Here is a 17825-nt window from a genome sequence, read left to right as displayed (position 1 = left end):
TTTCCGTGTGCTGGAGTTGACGTCCGTCAGAAGGTCGTGACCGTCTCCCTCTCCTCTTCCTTCTCCTCGGCGAGCGGCTCCGTGGCGCCGAGCTGTACGGCGCCGGGACCACGGCGGACGAAGCGGACGATCAAGGTCCAGTTCACCGCCGCCAGCGCGACGAAGAGGGCGATGAACACGGCGCAGGACACGGCGAACAAGGACGTACTGACATGGGAGAGCGCGTCCTCCACCGTCAACTCGCCGTAGACCAGCCAGGGCTGGCGTCCGACCTCGCGGAAGACCCAGCCGCCCACGGAAGCGATGAAGGGGAACGGGATCATCGCCGTCATCAGGTACGCGAGAGGGCGCCAACGCACCAGCCGGTCCTTCCGCAGCAGGACGGCGGCGACGAGCAGGACGGTGGACACGGTGTTGCCAATGACCGTCATCGCGTCCAGAGAGAACTGCAGCCAGCCGCCGCCCTCGACGGCGGCCGCCTTCGCGGGCTGGTTCGCCCGGATCAGCGGGAACTGGAGGTCGCCGACGATGATGACGAAGAAGGAGGCGACCGTGGACACCGCGACCCCCAGCCGCAGGGAACCGCGGAACAGTTCGGTCTCGGTGGTCCCCCGTACGAAGTGGTACGCGCTGACCCCGGCGACGAAGACGCCTCCCGTCGTCAGCGCGGCGAGCGTGATGTGGGCGAGCGCGAGCAGCGCGTTGGGGTTGGTGAGCAGCGCCCCGAAATCGGTCAAGTACGCGGCCCCGTCCCTGACTTCGTAACCGACGGGATGCTGCATGAAGCCGTTGGCGATCAGGATCCAGTACGCGGAGGCGTACGCGGTCAGGGCGACCAGCCAGATGAGCGTCACGTGCACGCCCTTGCGCAGCCGGCCCCAGCCGAAGATCCACATGCCGAGGAAGGTGGACTCGGCGAAGAAGGCGATGAGGGTTTCGAGGGCCAGCGGGGCGCCGAAGACATTGCCCGCGAACTTGCTCAGCCCGCTCCAGCTGAGTCCGAACTGGAACTCCATGACCAGGCCGGTGGCGATGCCGACGGCGTAGTTGATGACGTAGAGCTGTCCCCAGAAGCGGGTCGTACGCTCCAGGACGGCCCGCTTCGCGGGATCGCGGGTGAACGCGGCCCGGGTGTGCATGACCGCCACCAGGGGGACGAGCCCCATGGTGAGGATCACGAACAGCCAGTGGATGCCGGTCGTGGCCGCGAACTGGAGCCGGGCCAGATCCGCAGCGCTCATGAGGTGACCTTTCCGGGAGTTGACGGGGTGGGAGTTGACGGGGTGGGGGTTGACGGGGTGGGGGTTGACCGGGCGGGAGTTGACGGGGTGGGACACAGGTATGTGGTCCGGGTCCTCGCTTCGCGTGTGCAGGTGCCGGGCGTCGTGTGCCCGTCCACCTGTGCGGTGACCCGATGAGAACGACCGTAGAGAGATTTCCTTATGCGTTCCAAGACTTGTTCTGCCATGTGAAGATGACTCTGAAGGCATAAGCGGAGACCCGGCCCACGGAAGGCCGGCCCTCGGAGGGCGGACCATGGACCTGCTGCAGTTGCGCTACTTCCAGGCCGTCGCGCGCTACGAGCACATCAGCCGCGCCGCCGAGGAGCTGCGCGTCGCCCAGCCCTCGCTCAGCCGCACCGTCGCGCGCCTTGAGGCCGAGCTCGGCTCCCCGCTCTTCGACCGGCAGGGCCGCCGCATCCGGCTCAACCAGTACGGCGCGATCTTCCTGCGGCACGTCGACCGCGCCCTGAGCGAGCTCGACGACGGCCGCAGAGCCGTCCGCGAGGCCCGTGACACGGGGCTCGGCCGGGTCGCCGTCGCCTCCGAGACCCTCCTGACGGTCACCCATCTCCTCGGCAGCTTCCGGGCCGCCCACCCCCGCGCCGACGTACGGCTCTTCCAGTCCAACGTCCGGGAGATGGACCGCCAAATCCGCGCCAGGGAGGTCGACTTCTGCGCCGCCTCACAGCCGCTGACCGGCGCGAACCTAGAATCGGTCGAGCTGCTCCGCGAGGAGGTGCTGCTCGCCGTACCGCCCGGACACCGGCTCGACGGGCGGGAGAGCGTGACGGTCGCCGAGATCGCCGACGAACCCTTCGTCACCACGCGCCCCGGCAACTGGCAACGGGCCCTTCTCGACCGGCTGTTCGCGTCCGAGGGGCTCACACCGCTGCTGTCCTGCGAGGGCGACGAACCGGGTGCCAGCCAGGACATGATCAGCGCAGGCCTCGGCATCGGGCTCATCCCGGGGATGTCCCGTCAGCTCGGCACGAGCGAAAGGGTTCCCGTCGCCTGGGTGCGCCTGGCCGCGCCCGACTGCCACCGCGTGCTCAACCTGGTGTGGAACGGCGAGGCCCACCTGTCCGAAGCGGCGCTGAAATTCCGCGAGTTCGTCACCGGCACCCCCTTCATGAGCCACCGCCTGCCGGACCCTCCCGCCTCCTGAGCAGAGTCCTGCGAGTGTCCCTCTGTGAGTCCCTCTGTGAGCTCCTCAGCGGGCTCACCTGCGGGCCGTCCTGGCGCGCCGGGAACTCCTCTGGTACGTTCCAACGCGCTGCCGCATTCCCGGCCCAGGACGTCGTGTGTCCGAACGGCCGCTCCGTGAGGCCGAGTTGGCAGGGGTGTCGCGTCCCCCGCCGGCCACCGGCGGCGTCCTTCACACCTTCCGATTTCCCTCTGCTTCCCCCTGTCCGGCCCTTTCGGCGGACCATCGAGGAGTTGTTCTGCCATGCCCAGGATCACGTACGTCACCGCCGACGGAACGGCACATCCGACCGAAGTCCCCGTCGGTACGAGCATCATGCGCGGCGCCGTCCTCAACGACATCGACGGCATCCTCGCCCTCTGCGGCGGCAACGTGCTGTGCGCCACCTGCCACGTCTACGTCGACGAGAGCGCCCTCGACAAGCTGGCACCGGCCGGGCCGATCGAGGACCACATGCTCGGGCTGTCCGCGAGCCCTCGCCTGGAAAACAGCCGGCTGAGCTGCCAACTCCCGGTGACCGAAGGCCTGGACGGCCTGACCGTCCACCTCCCCGAGCGGCAGATCTGATGACGGGCGTCGTCATCGTGGGGGCCGGGCAGGGCGGCTACCAGACCGCGGCGTCGCTGCGCGAACTCGGCCACCCGGGACGCATCACCCTCATCAGCGCCGAGGACGTGCTGCCGTACGAACGCCCGCCGCTGTCCAAGGCGTACCTCAAGGGCACGGCGGACGAGACACAGCTGTGGCTGCGGCCCGTGACGTACTACGTACGCCGGTCGATCGACCTGGTCGGCGGCACGGTGACCGGGATCGACCCGGCCGCCCGCACGGTGCGCCTCTCCGACGGCTCCGGCTACGGATACGACCACCTCGTCCTGGCCACCGGCGCCCGCCCGCGCACCCTCGACCTGCCGGGGGCCGGACCGCGCGGAATACAAGGCGGTGCGCTGCGCGGCGTACACACCCTGCGCACCGCGCAGGACGCCGCCGCCCTGCGGGCTTCGCTGGCTGCCGCCCGGCACGCGGTGGTGGTGGGGGCCGGGTTCATCGGTCTCGAATTCGCCGCCGTGGCAAGGGGGTTCGGCTGCGAGGTGACGGTCGTCGAAGCCCGGAGCCGGCCGCTCGCACGGGCCGTCTCGGTGCGTACGGCCGAGCACTTCACCCGGCTGCACGAGCGGGCAGGCACCCGGCTGCTGTTCGGCCAGGGCGTCGCCGGCCTGCACGGCGACCGGCGCGGAGCCGTGACGGCGGTGGAACTGGCCGATGGCCGACGGCTGCCCGCCGACCTGGTCCTGATCGGCGTCGGAGTCACCCCGCGCACGGAACTCGCCGCCGCGGCCGGCCTCCCGGTGGGCGACGACGGCATCACCGTCGACTCCCGCCTGCTCACCGGCGATCCGTACATCTCGGCCATCGGCGACTGCGCGGCGTTCCCCCAGGTGCGCTCCGGGAACCGGCGGCGGCTCGAATCGGTCCAGAACGCCGTCGGCCACGCCCGGCTGGTCGCCGAACGGCTGACCGGGACGCCCCGTGCGTACGACGAACTGCCCTGGTTCTGGAGCGACCAGTTCTCAACGAGCCTGCAGATAGCGGGCGTTGATGAAGGGCACGACGCCGAGGTGGTGCTCGGCGAAGACCCCGAAGGGTTCTCGGTGCTTCTCTTCCGGGGGAAGAACCTACGGGCGGTCGAGTCGGTCAACCGCCCCGTGGATCACTTGATCGCCCGTCAGCTCCTCCGGAAGGAGGTCGAATTGAACCCGGAAGAGGCTGCGGCGGAGGGCTTCTCCTTCGCCTCGCTGCTTCCGTGAAGTGAAGTGAAGTGAAGTGACGTGACGTTGCGCTGCCGTCAGCCGGTCGGCGCGTTCCCGCTCCCGTTCCCGCTTTCGTCGCCGGTCTCCTTCTTGCCCGCCCCGGTTCCGCTGCCCCTGCGGCGGTTGAGGGCGAAGGCGGCCGCGCTTCCCGCAACCACCAGTGCCGCGCCGATTCCGGTCCAGCCGAGTGCGCCCATCGATTCCGAGTCGGAGTCCGCGTCGGCCCCGGCGGCGCCCCTGGGGGGATTCGGCTCGTGGGCCGTGGTGGCGGTGGGGTTCAGGCTGCCGATCGGCGTGGCCCTGCCCGCGGTGGCGAAGCCCCAGTCGAGGAGCTGGCGCATCTCGTTGTAGACCTCGTCGTGCTTCTGCGTCTGCGGGTTCATCACCGTGACCAGGAGCGTGCGGCCGTCGCGCTGGGCGGCCTCGGCGAGGGTGTTGCCCGCGTTGGTGGTGTAGCCGTTCTTGCCGCCGATCAGGCCGGGGTACTTGGCGACCCCGCCGATGCCGGACAGCATCCGGTTGGTGTTGGAGATGCCGAACGGCTTGCCCTTGGTCTGCGGGCCGCCGGGGAACTTGGCGTCGGCCGTGGAGCAGTACTCCTTGAAGTCCTTGTTCTTCAGCCCCGCGCGCAGGAACAGCGACAGGTCGTACGCCGACGAGACCTGACCCGGGGCGTCGTAACCGTCGGGGCTGAGGACATGAGTGTCCTTCGCGCCCAGCTCCTCGGCCCGCTTCTGCATGTCGGCGACCGTCTTCGGCACACCGCCGTTCATCGCGGCGAGCACGTGCACGGCGTCGTTGCCCGAACGCAGGAACACCCCGCGCCACAGGTCGGCCACCTGGTACTGCTGCCCCGGCACGATGCCGACCGCGCTGCTCCCGGCGCCCATCCCGGCCAGGTCCGCGTCGGTGACCTTGTGGCTGGTGCCGTGCGGGAGGGTGGGCAGCACGGTGTCGGCGAAGAGCATCTTCAGGGTGCTGGCGGGCGGGAGCGCCCAGTGGGCGTTCGACGCCGCGAGGACGTCTCCGGTGTCGGCGTCCGACACGATCCACGACAGCGCGGAGAGCTTCGCGGGCAGTGCGGGCGCCCCCGCGCCGACCTGCGGTCCCGGCTTGCCCAGCAGCTCGCCGCCGACCGTCGACATCTGCGCGGGCGGCGTCTTCCCCTTCGTCGCCCCGGTGGTGCCCGGCGCCGCAGTGGTCGCCGGGGCGGTCTGCGCCGGTGGGTGGTACGTGCTCGCGAGGGCGGGGGAGACCCCGGCGAAGGCCGTGACCGCGGTCGCGGTCAGGGCCACGAACCCGCGTCGTACCTGCGGGGATGAAGAGGGACGCATCGCCCGAACGTATCGCAGCCGACGAGGCCCGAACGACGCGTCGGGCTCCGTCGGGACGTGGAATTCGCCACGGGCCGGGGAGGGAACGGAACGGCTTCGGATCCCGTCCGGCCGCGGACGAGCCGGGTGTCGGGGTGTGGGGAGTGCGCCGGTGAGCGTATCCCGTGCGGCTACGGCCGTGCCAGCGCCTCCCGGGCGGCGTCGACGCCGAGGGCCAGGTCCGCGTGGAAGGCCTGGTGGAGGTCGAAGTCCCGGGTCATGTCGACGTAGTAGCCGTCCGGCAGGGTCGATTCGGCGCGGGAGAGGTCGGAGTTCAGGGCGTCGAGCTGGTGGAGCATCCGGTGGGTGTCGAACAGGGAGTTCCGCAGGGCGTCGGCGAGGGGGCCCTGGGCCTCGTGCCCGGTGTCCACGCCGGGTCTGTGCATCGCGCGCAGGGCCAGTCCGAGTGCGGAGCGCCGGAATCGGGCCAGGGCGAGGGACAGCTCGATGCTGTCGTAGGAGACCTCGATCGTGTAGGGATCGTCCTGGGCGAGGCCCTGCGCCAGGAATCCGGCCCGGCGCGGTACGTCGAGGTTCTGCACGGCGTCGAACATCGGCGCGGCGCGCAGGGCGTCCCGTGTCAGCGCCAGTGCGAAGGCCTGGGCGTCCTGCGCGGTGAAGTCGTCGCGGTTGGTGCGGAATCCGGACCGCTCGGACTCCCGCCGGAACCTCTCCACCTGGAGGGCGAACACGGCCCCGAGCCGCACCGCCGCCAGCTCCGCCACGGGAAACCGGTCCCGTTCGGCGACGAGGTACGGGGCGTCGCGTACCGCGAGGTCGGCGGCGTACGCCCGTACGCCGGAAGGGACGGGCTCGGCGAAGGTGTGCAACAGGGGCGCGCCGTACGGCGGAACCGGGGGCTGTGGGCCGAAGTCCTGCAATGGTGTGGGAAGTTGACGGGACGCGTCGCTCACCCGGTCGAACCCCGCCTTCAGGTCGAGTACGGGATCCAGTGCGGCGACCAGCTCGGCCAGCAGGCCCACGAAGCGGTCGTCCCGGTCGCCCGCTTCGTCGCCCGCCCCGAGCAGCCTGCCGACGTGGTGCAGTGTGCGGTGCACCTTGGGCATCGAGAGCCCCAGCTCGTAGCCGACGGCTCCGGGCGGGCAGCCGGTCAACCGGTGGGCCAGGACGTTGCGCTGACGCTCATTCAGCTCGTGGAGCGGGGTGAGCACTGCGGCTGTACGCGCGTGCAGGGGCGGGCTGTCGGCGCCTGCTCCCAGTAACGGGTCGGGCGCGGTCGCCACCCCTCCCGCTCCCTGGCCGGCCGCCGCCAGCCGGAGCGTCCATGCCCGCAGGCCCTGGGCGTCGACCCCGGTGCTCGTGCCGAGCCGGCCCGTCCAGCGGTGCGCCACGGTCATCGCGTCCTGGGCGAGGCGCACCGCGTCGACCAGACCCGTGCCCCGCAGGAGCAGCAGGGCGACGAGCGGCGCCGCGTGCGCCCGGTAGAAGTCCTCGAACCCCAAGCCGCCCTCGGAGGGCTTCGCGCCCACCGGTTCCGTATGCATCAACTCGCCCGCCCCGTCCCGCTGTTCACTGTCATCGTCGGGAGAACGTTAACTGCCCCGCACCCCTCCTCGGAGGGGTGCGGGGCAAGTTGACGCTCGGGCAGCAGCGGGTCAGACCACCGGGGCCGGGTACGTCGGGTACTCGACGCCGGAGACGTGCTGGACCACGCGGATGACCTGGCAGGAGTAGCCGAACTCGTTGTCGTACCAGAGGTAGAGGATCGCGTCGTCGCCCTCGACCTTGAGCGCGCCCGCGTCGATGATCGACGAGTGGCGCGAGCCGATGAAGTCGCTGGAGACCGCGTCGGGTGCGCTGGTGAAGTCGATCTGGCGCTTGAGCGGCGAGTTCAGCGAGATGTCGCGGAGGTGGTCGACGACCTCCTCGCGGGTGGTCTCGCGGGCGAGCCGCAGGTTGAGGATCGCGATCGAGACGTTCGGGACCGGGACGCGGATCGAACTGCCGGTGATGCGGGCGTCCAGGTCGGGCAGCGCCTTGGCGACGGCGGAGGCGGCACCCGTCTCGGTGATGACCATGTTGAGCGGTGCGGAGCGGCCGCGGCGGTCGGAGCCGTGGTAGTTGTCCAGCAGGTTCTGGTCGTTCGTGAACGAGTGGACGGTCTCCACGTGGCCGCGCAGCACGCCGTACTCGTCGGCCATCGCCTTCAGCGGCGGCACGATCGCGTTCGTGGTGCAGGACGCGCAGGACAGGATCTGCTCGTCCGGCTTGATGGTGTCGTGGTTGACGCCGTGCACGATGTTGGGGACGTCGCCCTTGCCAGGGGCGGTCAGCACGACCTTGGCGATGCCGGGGCGCAGGTGCTTGGAGAGGCCCTCGCGGTCGCGCCAGCGGCCGGTGTTGTCGATCAGGATGGCGTCCTTGATGCCGTACTCCGTGTAGTCGACCTTGGTCGGGTCGTCGGAGTAGATCATCTTGATCGTGTTGCCGTTGGCGATGATCGTGTCGTTCGTCTCGTCGACGGTGATCGTGCCCTGGAACTGGCCGTGGATCGAGTCGCGGCGCAGCAGCGAGGCGCGCTTCACGATGTCCTGGCCCGCACCCTTGCGGACGACGATGGCGCGCAGGCGCAGACCGTTGCCCGAGCCGGCCTTCTCGATGAGCAGCCGGGCCAGCAGACGGCCGATGCGGCCGAAGCCGTAGAGCACGACGTCGCGGGACTCGTTGCGCTCGATCTTGTTCTCGCCCGTGGCGCCGGCGACGGCCTCGGCGGTGAACTCCTCCACCGAGAGACCGCGGTCGTCGGCCCGGTACGTCTCGGCGAGGAGACCGATGTCGATCTGCGACGGGCCGAGGTCGAGCGTGGTGAGCGCCTGGAGGAAGGGCAGCGTCTCGGTGATCGAGAGCTCCGCACCGGCTATCTGGCGGGCGAATCGGTGGGTCTTCAGGATGCTGACCACCGACTTGTTCACCAAGGAGCGGCTGTGGATCAGGACCGTGACATCACGCTCCCGGTGCAGCTTCCCGATGATGGGGATCATCGACTCCGCGATTTCCTCGCGGTTCTTCCAGTTGGTGAACGAGTCGTCGTTGACAGTCACAGGGCTTCTCTTTCGAGCTAGGCGGCGCTCATATGCTAACCCTCGGTTGTTTTGATCACGCACGGGGCCCGTTTCCGGTGCTCAGGGGGCTGCTCGGCGCCCTGCCCGGCGGCTGTTCCGTAAGTGAAGTGGCCCACTGGAGAGAGTGTCAATCGGCCCACTGGAGGGGGTCAATCTCGGCCTGGTGTCGAGTGCACGCCGAACTTCCTGCCGCCCGTCGGGCCCCAACGGACGCTCTCCCTCGCCCAGTTGGGCAATTCCGTCGGCGACGGCGCGTTCTACGTCACCTCCGCACTCCACTTCACCCACGTCGTCGGCCTCGCCCCCGCCAGGATCGGCCTCGGGCTCGCCGTGGCGTGGGCGGTCGGCTCGGTCGACGGGGTCCCGCTCGGGCGGCTCGCGGACCGGCACGGGCCGCGCGGCACGGCGGTGCTGCTCGCGCTGGCGACCGCGGCCGCCGTCGCGTCGTTCCTCGTCGTACGGGGCTTCCTGCCGTTCGTCGCGGCCGCCTGCCTGTACGTCTCCGCGCAGTCAGGACTCGCCGCCGCCCGGCAGGCGCTCCTCGCGGGGCTGGTCGCCAGGGAGGAGCGCACCGGCGCGCTCGCCCACCTCCAGTCGACGCTCCACGCGGGCCTGGCGCTCGGCGCCGCACTCGGCGGACTCGCCCTCGCCGCCGGCACCCGCACCGCCTACCAGGTCGCCTTCGCCGTCGACGCCCTCAGCTTCCTGCTCTGCGCCCTCGTCCTGCTCCGGCTGCCCGCCGTCGCCCCGGCCCCCGCACCGCCGGGCGCGCGGCTCGAAGTGCTGCGGGACCGCCCGTACGCCGTCCTCACGCTCCTCAACACTGGTACGGTGATGCTCTTCTAGGTCCGGACCGCCCGCACGGTCCGCGACCCGGCCACGGCCGTGCGCGCGCTGCGCCGCTCGGGTGCGCTGACGCTCGCCACCTGCGGGGTCTTCGCGCTGTCCGGCGGCACCCCGACGGCGGTCGCGCTCACCGCCCTTCTCGCCGGCTCGGTTCTGCTGGTCGTCGCCGAGATGCTCCAGTCGGCCGGTTCCTGGCAGCTCGGCTTCGACGCGCGGTGGGCGGAGAGGACGCGGGTGGAGGGGGCGCGGGCGGCCCAGGCTGTCACTGCTGGAATTCCTCCGGCCAGTACCGCTTCGCGTCGGCCAGCCTCGCCATGATGGGCTCCATCGCCTTCGTCGTCGCGTCCAGGCCGTCGTCCAGCCTTGCGACGGCCCGTGCACCGCTGCTGTGCATGCCTCCCGGGGGCAGCCAGGCAAGGCAGGCGGCGGCTGCCTGCCGGGTGGTGTGCAGGGCCGAGCTCCAGGTGCGTTGGACCACGGGATCCGGATAGGGGACACCGCGCTGCGCCCGGAGCGCGTCGGCGGCGAGGGCGGTGCACACGCCACGGAACCGGACGGCCTCCGCCGGCGCGGGAGGCGCGGGGCTCCGGGCCGTGCGGAGCATGGCCTGCCGCTCCTTGCCGTACGCGCCGTAGTCGGAGAGCACCGCGAGGTTCGTGCCCTTGGTCTCCCTGAGCCAAGCGAGAGCCTGTCGGGCCCGCACGTGCGGGTCGGTCGATTCCTTGGGAGGTACGGGCGCGGGCACGGGGACGTGCCTCGCCACCGGGGGTGTGCCCGGAGCGCTGAACGCCCGTTCGCCGACGATCACCGCGGCCAGGACGAGGAGCACCGAACCCGTCACCGTCGCGGCACGGTACAGGACGGGCTTCGACCGTTGGGCCGTCAGGTCTGGGTCCGGGGCTGGTTCCGGTGCTGCCGTCACAGGGCGGTCCCTGACGCCTGCCAGGTGCATCGCTCCGAGGACCACAGCCGCGACGAGCAGGGCACCGAAGACGGCGGGGAGAGCCGATTTGGCCAGCGGGGCCGTCCAGGCCCATGCCGCACCGGGCTTCCAGGCACAGGGCGCCGCTGTGATGCTCAGGGGGCCGAGGCAGCCCCAGGTGGCCGAGACGAGGAAGCCTGCCGCCACGGCGACCGTCTGCGCCACTGCCGCGGCGACGACTGCCCGCAGCAACCGCTCGTGACGTACCAGGATCACCACCGCCAGGGCGGTCATCAGCGTGCCGAGCCACACCACACCCCGCGCGCCGAGGCCGAAGGCGACGTCGAACCCCGTGTCGCGCAGGGCCAGCGGCTGGTGCCAGGAGCGGAGGTAGGCCAGCAGACCCAGCAGGCCTGCCGCGGTGACCGCGCCGCCGACGAGGCCCGCGGCGAGGGTGCCCGCCAGCCCGCTTCCCCGGCGGCCCCCGGTCTGCCACACCCAGAGCAGCAGGGGCAACGCCCAGAGCACGAGCGCCATTATCAGCGAAGTCTTGTGAAAGGCGAGGTCGAGGAGGAGCAGAGTCATGGTGGCGAGCACCGCCAGCTGCCCATCGCGGCTCACCCAGGTGGTGGGCGAGTCGACGGCGAGCGCGCGGGTGAACTGCTCCCGCAGCCACTGGTCCTCGCCCGCCACGTAGAAGGATCCGCTCTGCGTCCACCAGGAGAGGGCCACCACGGCGAGCAGGACCGCAGCCAGCGCGGAGGGCCAGATGAGCACCCGGGGGCGGCCGTTGAAGCGCAGCTGGAGCCTGCCGCACAACGCGATCCACGCGGTGTAGGCCACCGCGGCGGGCACGAGCACCAGTGACAGTTCCCAGCGCTCCGGCACCCACTGCCCGAGCGGGCCGAGCCCCGAGATCAGTTCGCCGACGGTCAGCCCCACCCCGAGCCAGAGCCCGGAACGCAGTCCGCCGGGCTGCTTCCGCCCGCCGTTGTCCTTGGTGTAGAGGAGAGCACGCCATACGGCGAAAGTGACGATCAGCGCGACCGGGACGGAGATCAGCCGGACCATCAGCAGCCCGTCCCAGAACCTGGTCAGTGCGTTCGCCGTCACCAGCGCCGCACAGCCGATCAGGAACATCTGGGCCGCGCCGAGGCTGAACAGTGCGGCGGGGTCCCCCAGGGCCAGCTCACGCTGGCGCCAGGACGGATGTGCCCGCCAGGGCGCCAGAAGAGCCCGGACGGTTCCGGCTCCACGACGGGCAGGTGTGCGGGCGGCCTCGCTCTCCCACACGCCGCGGTCGGCGCCGAGCGCGACTGCGGTGGCGTCGGCGTACAGCTCGCGGTGGCGCAAGGCGTCCGACTTCGCGAGCGGGACCAGCAGGAGCAGCAGGACCGACGTGGCGAGGTCACGGGCGAGACCGGGCAGCGACAGGGCCTGCATGGCCTCGCTGAACCCGACGTACTGGGGAGCGGCGATCAGGCTGGGAACGAAGTAGAGGAGCAGATAGGGAGCCACCACGAGGCCGAGGTAGGCACGCCACAGCGCCACTACGGCGTAGGCGATGTCCACGTCCCTGTTCTTGAGGTGCGCCAGCTCGTGCAGCACCACCGCTTTGAACCGTCCCGAACCGGAGTCGCGTACCGCGAGCAGGCCCGCGTCCAGGCGAACGGTGCGGCGGCCGGGGCGGCCGAACACCGACGCGCCGGTGCCGGGACTCGCGAAAACCATGAAATCCGGGGCCGGACGCACCCTGGCGTCCTCCACCAACCCGGCCAACTCCGCGCGGATGCCGTCGTCCTCGGCCCCCGGTGCGAGCTTCTTCAGCCGGCTGCTGCGTCGACGCCACCAAGGCAGCCACCAGTAGACCGCGAACGCCACCAGCAGGACGACCGCAGTGCCCGTCACGCCTCGCCAGTACAGGAAGAGACCGTCATCGGCGTAGAAGCAGCCCGGCCGGTCCAGTGCGTCCATCTGAACCTGGAAGTTCCTGTGGGGATCGCCCTTCGGGTCGAATCCTGCGGCGATCCAGCAGTCCTCGCTGCCCGCACTGCCGAACCAGCCCTGCAGAGCCCGGTCCAGCGCGCCGACACTCGCGACGACCATGACGAGCAGGAGAACGCCGAATCGCAGCGTCGTACCGGACGGAAGCGCCCGGCTGTCCGGTGCCCGGGTGCCCGAACGGACCTCGTCCGAAGGTGCTTCGGCGGTCACGGCCGCTCCGGAGGCTCCCCGGGGTGATCCGGATCCCGCGGCCGGAAGTGCTCCTTCACCCGGTCGGCGAGTGCTCGCGCGGCATCCTCTTCGAGGCCCGCGGTGCGGGCCTCCCGGCAGACCCGGCCATGGAGCTCCTCCAGGGTCTCGGCGGTCATCGGGGGCACCGTCAGGGCAGGTGCGGGCCGTCGCAGGACGCGACGCATCAAGGCTCCGGTCCGCCGCCGCAGGGCGCCCACGGCCGGCTCCGCCGCCGCACGGCACACCTCCTGCACCGCGATCCAGACAACGGGTGTCACCAGGGTGGCGATTTCGGCAAAACCGAAACTGAGCGGGTCCTTGCTACGGCGCTTCAGCAATCGCGTCGTCTGCTCGTCGTCGAACCCGTCGAGGCTCTCCAGAAGCACGCGCTCCTTCGGAGCCTCTTTGCTGACGAATTCCTCGACGGCCGTTCGCAGCGTCACAGTCATCCTGTTCCGTTTCCTCAATCGAACTCGCCAAGTTCATTAAGCCTAGGGTGAGTTGGTGACATGTACAGAGATGTTCACGCCGTGCTGTGGAACCCCTTGCGGTGAGGCGTCGTTGAGCCGGTGAGTGACCGGGCCGTACGGTCACGGAGAGGAAGCCGCCCCATGTCAGCCCCCACTGAATCCCCTGTTCTGCTGGACCGCCGCGAAGGCCCGCACGGTGAGGTCGTGCTGCGTCGGCGCGGAGAGGCGACGTACGAGATCATCGCGAACGGCTGCTTCCTGATGGACACGTCGGACGGTCGCTCCGAGCGGCTGCTCGTCGACGCCGCCCATGCCGCCCATGCCGCCCATGCCAGGCGTGCCGTCCCTGGCTGCCGCACGGCATCCGGTATGCACGTACCGAGACGGCCCTCGCTGCTGATCGGCGGACTCGGCGTCGGATTCTCTCTCGTGCACGCCGCCGCGCAGGAGCACTGGGGGGCGATCACCGTCGTCGAGCGGGAGGAGGCGATCGTCGACTGGCACGTGGCCGGGCCGCTGGGCGCGATCTCCGGTGCCGCGCTGGCCGATCCGCGCGTGTCCGTGCTGTGTACGGACCTGGTGGCCCATCTGTGCGCGCCCGTGCGGACGCAGGAGGTGACGCAGGAGGTGACGTACGAGGTGACGTACGACGTGCTGTGCCTGGACATCGACAACGGGCCCGACTGGACCGTCACGGACGACAACCGCGGTCTCTACACCCCCGTCGGCCTCGCCGCCTGCCGGGCTCGGCTGAACCCGGGAGGGGTCCTCGCCGTGTGGTCCGCACAGCCATCGGCGCGCTTCGAGCAGGCGCTGCGGGACGCCGGGTTCGAGGCCGTGCGGACCGAGGAGGTGGCGGTGGCGCGGGGCGTGCCGGACGTGGTGCACCTGGCTCGCAATCCTGACTGAGAGCGCACTCTCATTCCCACACGGCGGACTCCGGGGCCACGCCGTGGGCCTCGGCGTTCGCGAAGATCACGTCGCGGAGCCAGCCGGTCAGGCCCGGTGCGAGCCCGTCGTAGTGGGCGGTGTACCCGGGGTCGTCGACGAACATCCGCCCGAGGCACGCGTGCATCGCGTGCGTGCAGTCGAAGTACGTGGAGAGTTGCGCGCGGTGCCGTTCGGCCAGGGCGTTCGCGCGGTCGGAGCCGGGGGCCACACCGCTGCGCCCGGCAGCGGCGAGGTCGGCCTCCAGCGCCTTGGTCGACGCCGCGATCCGCTGCCAGTCCTGCGGGGTCATCGCGGCGGCGCGTTCCGCGTACTGCGCCCACTGTGCGCTGTCGCCCCAGCGCTCCTCCGCCTCGTCGACCCAGCCGGGCTGCCAGTCGGCGCCGAAGAGGTCGGCCTGTTCCTGGACGGTCAGCCGCATCCCGGTGCGCGAGGCCTCCAGCACGCCGTCGACGGCGCCGACCATCTTCTGCAGACGGGCGATCCGGTCGAGCAGCTCCGAGCGCTGTCTGCGCAGATGGTGGCGGACCGGGGTGGCCGGATCGTCGAGGATGCGGCCGATCTCGCCGAGGGGCAGCCCGAGTTCCCGGTACACGAGCACCCGGTGAATACGGGCGACGTCCTCGCCCGAGTACACCCGGTACCCGCCCGGGGTGCGCCCGCTCGGCAGCACCAGACCGATCGCGTCCCAGTGGTGCAGCGTCTTCACGCTGACCCCGACGAGGGCAGCGGTCCGCCCCACGGTCAGGCTCTCACCGGGGGAGGGGGTCGGTTCCACGGGTTCACGGCTCGTCGGCGCGCTCATCGGTGTGCGGGGTTCTCGGGCAGCAGCGGGAACAGCCTGGTGATCGCGGCCACGGGCACGGCGTCCGCGGGGCGCGTGCCGGGAAGCCGGTCCCGTTCCTGGTAGCCGGCCAGCAGGAGGCGTACGGAGGCGGCGAGTTCGGCGGTCTCCGCCGGGGTGAGGTGGAGCACGGCGCTGAAGGACTCGTCCTGCTGCCACTCGGCCGGAGCCTGGCCCTGATGGGTCAGCCAGTGCCGGTAGCTCTCGTCCTCAAGACCCCGGGCGAGCGCGCTGAAACCTGCCGAGGCCTCCGGGGAGCGGGACTGGTCGGCGGACTCCCAGCGGAGCCGCCACGGCCGGGCCCGCCCGCCCGTGTGCGGCACTTCCTCGATGAGGCCGTGCCGGGCGAGCTGGCGCAGATGGAACGAGCAGAGGCCCGAGCTGTGGCCGAGACGCGTGGCGGCCTCCGTCGACGTGACGGTGCCGACCTCGGCGAGCAGGTCCAGCAGGGCGACGCGCACCGGATGGTCCGGGAGGAGCCGGCGGGCGCGGTGCAACGGCGCACCTGCGGCGGCCCCTTGGGAAGCTGCTGGAGAATTCTCGTCACTCATTTGCAAAGGATGCTACTTTGCAAAGCGTTCGGTCAAATGGACCCGGGCCTACCCGGGCAGGTGCGGAAGGCATGGGGAAAGTCATGGCTGTTGGGTTCGGCGACACTTCGCAGGACCGCCGGGTACGCGTGCAGGGCGAGCCCGTCGATTCCTTTCCGAGGTTCGCGCCAGAGGTCGGACGGGGCTCGGTGCGCCGCATCACCGTCGTCGGGGAAGAGATCCTGCGACGCCGGTGCCGGGAGGTCACCCGGTTCGGGACGCCGGAACTCTCGCGGCTGATCGACGACATGTTCGCCACGAACCAGGTGGCGGACGGCGCGGGGCTCGCCGCCAACCAGATCGATGTGGACCTGCAACTGTTCGTGTGGGACATCACGGACGAGTGGGGAGTGCGGCACGTCGGGCACATCGCCAATCCCGTCCTGGACGACGTGCCGGCCGAGGACCGCAGGCTGGTCGAGGAACCGGAAGGGTGCCTCTCCGTCCCCGGGCCCTTCCGCGTGGTGTCCCGCCCGGACCACGCGGTCGTACGAGGCCGTGACAAGGACGGCAATCCCCTGGTGATCGAGGGCAGCGGCTACTTCGCCCGCTGCCTGCAGCACGAGACGGACCATCTGCACGGCCACCTCTACCTGGACCGGCTCGCCCAGCGGGAGCGGAAGACAGCTCTCCGCGAGATGGCCGAGTCCCAGGACGAGGTGTACGCCCGACGTGCCGCCAGGGCTGAGGAGTTGGGCAAGTAGCGCCCGAGCGGGCGCTCCTTGCGGCACGGCTGGTTCGCCCGGACGCGGATCTCAGGGGCACGAGGTCACAAGGTCACAGCGCGTCCGAGGCGTCCTTCAGCCTGCCGAGGTCGACGAACTTGAAGCCGGTCGCCTCCCGCTCCGCACCGTCGCCGCCCTGGCCGGCCGGGGTGTCGTGGCCGTCCTGCACGACGAGCAGACCGCGCGGGAACCGCCTGCCCAGCGGCTCGTCGAGCACCGCCGCGCCGTCGCACTCCTCCACCCCGTCCGGGCCGGTGGCTCCGGAGGACGCCTTGATGCGGAAGCCGCCCTCGTAGTCGTTGTCGTCGCGCGCGCCGTCGAACTCGCGGTCGTAGACGGCGAAGGTGTTGTCCCCCTGGCTGGAGGCGAGGAGCCTGCCGGCGCTCTTCCTGCCCTTCCTGTCCTTTCCACCCTTCTCGCTCTTCCCGTCCTTCCCGCCCTGAAGCAGTGTCAGGCCCTCGACGTCCGCGGCCAGGTGCTTGCCGCCGTAGCCGGGGTCGCTGCCCGCCACGCACTCCTCGGTCGTGTCGTCGTACGTGCCGGGGACGCCGTACTCCTTCACCTTGTCGACCAGCACCGGGGCGCCGCCGCGCAGGTCGGCGCGGAGCCGCCAGATGCCGACGTCCTCCTGGCCCGCGTACAGCACCCCGCTCGCCGGGTCGACGACCATGCCCTCCACCTGAGGCAGCTCGCCGGGTTCGGCGCAGGGGCTCCACCGGGTGCCGTTCGGGAGGGTGAAGGCGGCGGGGAGGTCGAGGGTGCGGACCTTGCGGTACGTGACCGTGCCGCGCGTCGTCGGCAGCAGTTCGAGGAGCGCGATGCGGGTTTCGTTGCGGCGGCTGACCAGGGCGTACGCGCGCCCGGTGGCCCGGTCCTGCCAGGTGGCCAGGCCGTACGCGGTGTGCTGGGCGTTGATCTCGTCCTGCCCCGCGGAGAACACCGGGGCTGCGTCCGGGTCGGTGACGTCGACGAGCGGTCCGCCGGGGCGGGACGGGTCGATCCGATAGGTGCGCAGCCGGTCGCCGCCCCGGTCGGTCGTCACCGCGACGTCGGCGGGGCCCGACGGCAGCCGGAGCCCGCGGACGAGGTCGACGTTGTTGAACCGGCCAGGCGCGTCTCCCTCCCGGGGCGGTCCCGGCGCCGGGACCGACTGCTTCAGGCGTGCGTCGAGCCCGTACACCCGCAGCCCGCCCTCCTTCGCGGTCGCGACGACGAGGCTGAGCTCCGGGTCCTTCTCGTTGCGCCAGATCGCCGGGTCGTCCGCGTTGGCGTTGCCGCCCGCCTCGTCGTCGTACAGCGTCGCCGTCTCGGCGGCCGCGGTCACGGCGGGCAGCGGCTCGGCGGCCCGGGGCCGGGGTGCCTGGGCCTGGGCGGGTGACGGTGGCAGGAGTGCGGCGAGAGCGGCGGACGCGGTGACCGCCGTCCAGCGCGCGGAGCGGGTGGTACGCACGAAGATTCCCTCAATTCCCGGACAGTACGGAGGAGTTGTCG

At 71.1% G+C, this 17825-nt stretch carries 16 protein-coding genes; 6 read left to right on the top strand and 10 right to left on the bottom strand.

Going from position 1 to position 17825, the window contains the following annotated elements; all coding sequences use genetic code 11:
• Positions 1–26: 26 nt before the first annotated feature.
• Positions 27–1241 carry a cytochrome ubiquinol oxidase subunit I gene (locus ACH4SP_RS00295; protein WP_398407925.1) on the bottom strand — a complete coding sequence of 405 codons (1215 nt, stop codon included), beginning with the start codon at positions 1239–1241 and terminating at the stop codon, positions 27–29.
• 295 nt (positions 1242–1536) lie between these two features.
• On the opposite strand from ACH4SP_RS00295, the gene ACH4SP_RS00290 reads away from it, so the two are divergent.
• The 3 genes from ACH4SP_RS00290 to ACH4SP_RS00280 all read left to right on the top strand — a co-directional run bounded on the left by ACH4SP_RS00290 (position 1537) and on the right by ACH4SP_RS00280 (position 4295).
• Positions 1537–2448 carry a LysR family transcriptional regulator gene (locus tag ACH4SP_RS00290; protein WP_398407924.1) on the top strand — a complete coding sequence of 304 codons (912 nt, stop codon included), beginning with the start codon at positions 1537–1539 and terminating at the stop codon, positions 2446–2448.
• Between the two features lie 282 nt (positions 2449–2730).
• Positions 2731–3054 carry a 2Fe-2S iron-sulfur cluster-binding protein gene (locus ACH4SP_RS00285; RefSeq protein ID WP_398407923.1) on the top strand — a complete coding sequence of 108 codons (324 nt, stop codon included), beginning with the start codon at positions 2731–2733 and terminating at the stop codon, positions 3052–3054.
• Positions 3054–4295, top strand: coding sequence for an NAD(P)/FAD-dependent oxidoreductase (locus ACH4SP_RS00280; protein ID WP_398407922.1), 1242 nt, complete (start codon positions 3054–3056; stop codon positions 4293–4295). Before ACH4SP_RS00285 ends, ACH4SP_RS00280 begins: the two co-directional genes overlap by 1 nt.
• 38 nt (positions 4296–4333) lie before the next feature.
• Here ACH4SP_RS00280 and ACH4SP_RS00275 read toward each other — a convergent pair whose 3' ends face one another.
• The 3 genes from ACH4SP_RS00275 to ACH4SP_RS00265 form a co-directional block, all read right to left on the bottom strand.
• Positions 4334–5632, bottom strand: a complete 1299-nt coding sequence (locus tag ACH4SP_RS00275) for a D-alanyl-D-alanine carboxypeptidase family protein (RefSeq protein ID WP_398407921.1) — start codon at positions 5630–5632, stop codon at positions 4334–4336.
• Positions 5633–5802: 170 nt separating this feature from the next.
• On the bottom strand, positions 5803–7176 hold the full coding sequence (locus ACH4SP_RS00270) for a hypothetical protein (RefSeq protein ID WP_398407920.1): 1374 nt from the start codon (positions 7174–7176) through the stop codon (positions 5803–5805).
• Positions 7177–7287: 111 nt separating this feature from the next.
• On the bottom strand, positions 7288–8733 hold the full coding sequence (locus ACH4SP_RS00265) for a glyceraldehyde-3-phosphate dehydrogenase (protein ID WP_398407919.1): 1446 nt from the start codon (positions 8731–8733) through the stop codon (positions 7288–7290).
• 123 nt (positions 8734–8856) lie between these two features.
• On the opposite strand from ACH4SP_RS00265, the gene ACH4SP_RS00260 reads away from it, so the two are divergent.
• Positions 8857–9600: an MFS transporter gene (locus ACH4SP_RS00260; protein WP_398407918.1), complete on the top strand. Its 744-nt coding sequence runs from the start codon at positions 8857–8859 to the stop codon at positions 9598–9600.
• On the opposite strand, the gene ACH4SP_RS00255 is transcribed toward ACH4SP_RS00260, so the two are convergent.
• The 3 genes from ACH4SP_RS00255 to ACH4SP_RS00245 are packed head-to-tail and all read right to left on the bottom strand — an operon-like array spanning position 9597 to position 13206.
• Positions 9597–9866, bottom strand: coding sequence for a hypothetical protein (locus ACH4SP_RS00255; RefSeq protein WP_398407917.1), 270 nt, complete (start codon positions 9864–9866; stop codon positions 9597–9599). The two genes, ACH4SP_RS00260 and ACH4SP_RS00255, sit on opposite strands and share 4 nt — an antisense overlap.
• Positions 9863–12736 (bottom strand): M48 family metalloprotease, encoded by a 2874-nt coding sequence (locus ACH4SP_RS00250; RefSeq protein WP_398407916.1) that lies wholly within the window; start codon positions 12734–12736, stop codon positions 9863–9865. The genes ACH4SP_RS00255 and ACH4SP_RS00250 overlap by 4 nt, the downstream gene beginning before the upstream one ends.
• A complete protein-coding gene (locus tag ACH4SP_RS00245; RefSeq protein ID WP_398407915.1) occupies positions 12733–13206 on the bottom strand; it encodes a hypothetical protein in 474 nt (157 codons plus the stop codon). Before ACH4SP_RS00245 ends, ACH4SP_RS00250 begins: the two co-directional genes overlap by 4 nt.
• 162 nt (positions 13207–13368) lie before the next feature.
• Here ACH4SP_RS00245 and ACH4SP_RS00240 point away from each other — a divergent pair, with 162 nt between their 5' ends.
• Positions 13369–14136: a spermidine synthase gene (locus tag ACH4SP_RS00240; RefSeq protein ID WP_398407914.1), complete on the top strand. Its 768-nt coding sequence runs from the start codon at positions 13369–13371 to the stop codon at positions 14134–14136.
• A 10-nt stretch (positions 14137–14146) separates the two neighbouring features.
• Here ACH4SP_RS00240 and ACH4SP_RS00235 read toward each other — a convergent pair whose 3' ends face one another.
• Both ACH4SP_RS00235 and ACH4SP_RS00230 read right to left on the bottom strand, forming a co-directional pair.
• Positions 14147–14980, bottom strand: a complete 834-nt coding sequence (locus ACH4SP_RS00235) for a MerR family transcriptional regulator (RefSeq protein ID WP_398407913.1) — start codon at positions 14978–14980, stop codon at positions 14147–14149.
• Positions 14977–15570, bottom strand: a complete 594-nt coding sequence (locus tag ACH4SP_RS00230) for a helix-turn-helix domain-containing protein (RefSeq protein ID WP_398407912.1) — start codon at positions 15568–15570, stop codon at positions 14977–14979. The genes ACH4SP_RS00235 and ACH4SP_RS00230 overlap by 4 nt, the downstream gene beginning before the upstream one ends.
• Positions 15571–15653: 83 nt before the next feature.
• Here ACH4SP_RS00230 and def point away from each other — a divergent pair, with 83 nt between their 5' ends.
• Positions 15654–16313, top strand: coding sequence for a peptide deformylase (def, locus tag ACH4SP_RS00225; RefSeq protein WP_398407911.1), 660 nt, complete (start codon positions 15654–15656; stop codon positions 16311–16313).
• 73 nt (positions 16314–16386) lie between these two features.
• Here def and ACH4SP_RS00220 read toward each other — a convergent pair whose 3' ends face one another.
• Entirely contained in the window at positions 16387–17784 is a 1398-nt protein-coding gene (locus ACH4SP_RS00220; RefSeq protein WP_398407910.1) for a phytase, read from the bottom strand.
• Positions 17785–17825 lie beyond the last annotated feature (41 nt).

Origin of the sequence: Streptomyces sp. NPDC021093 (genome assembly GCF_044333135.1) — a bacterium.
Lineage (GTDB): Bacteria > Actinomycetota > Actinomycetes > Streptomycetales > Streptomycetaceae > Streptomyces.
Note: the sequence above shows the minus strand (reverse complement) of the source record. Positions and strands in the feature narration are given on the sequence as shown.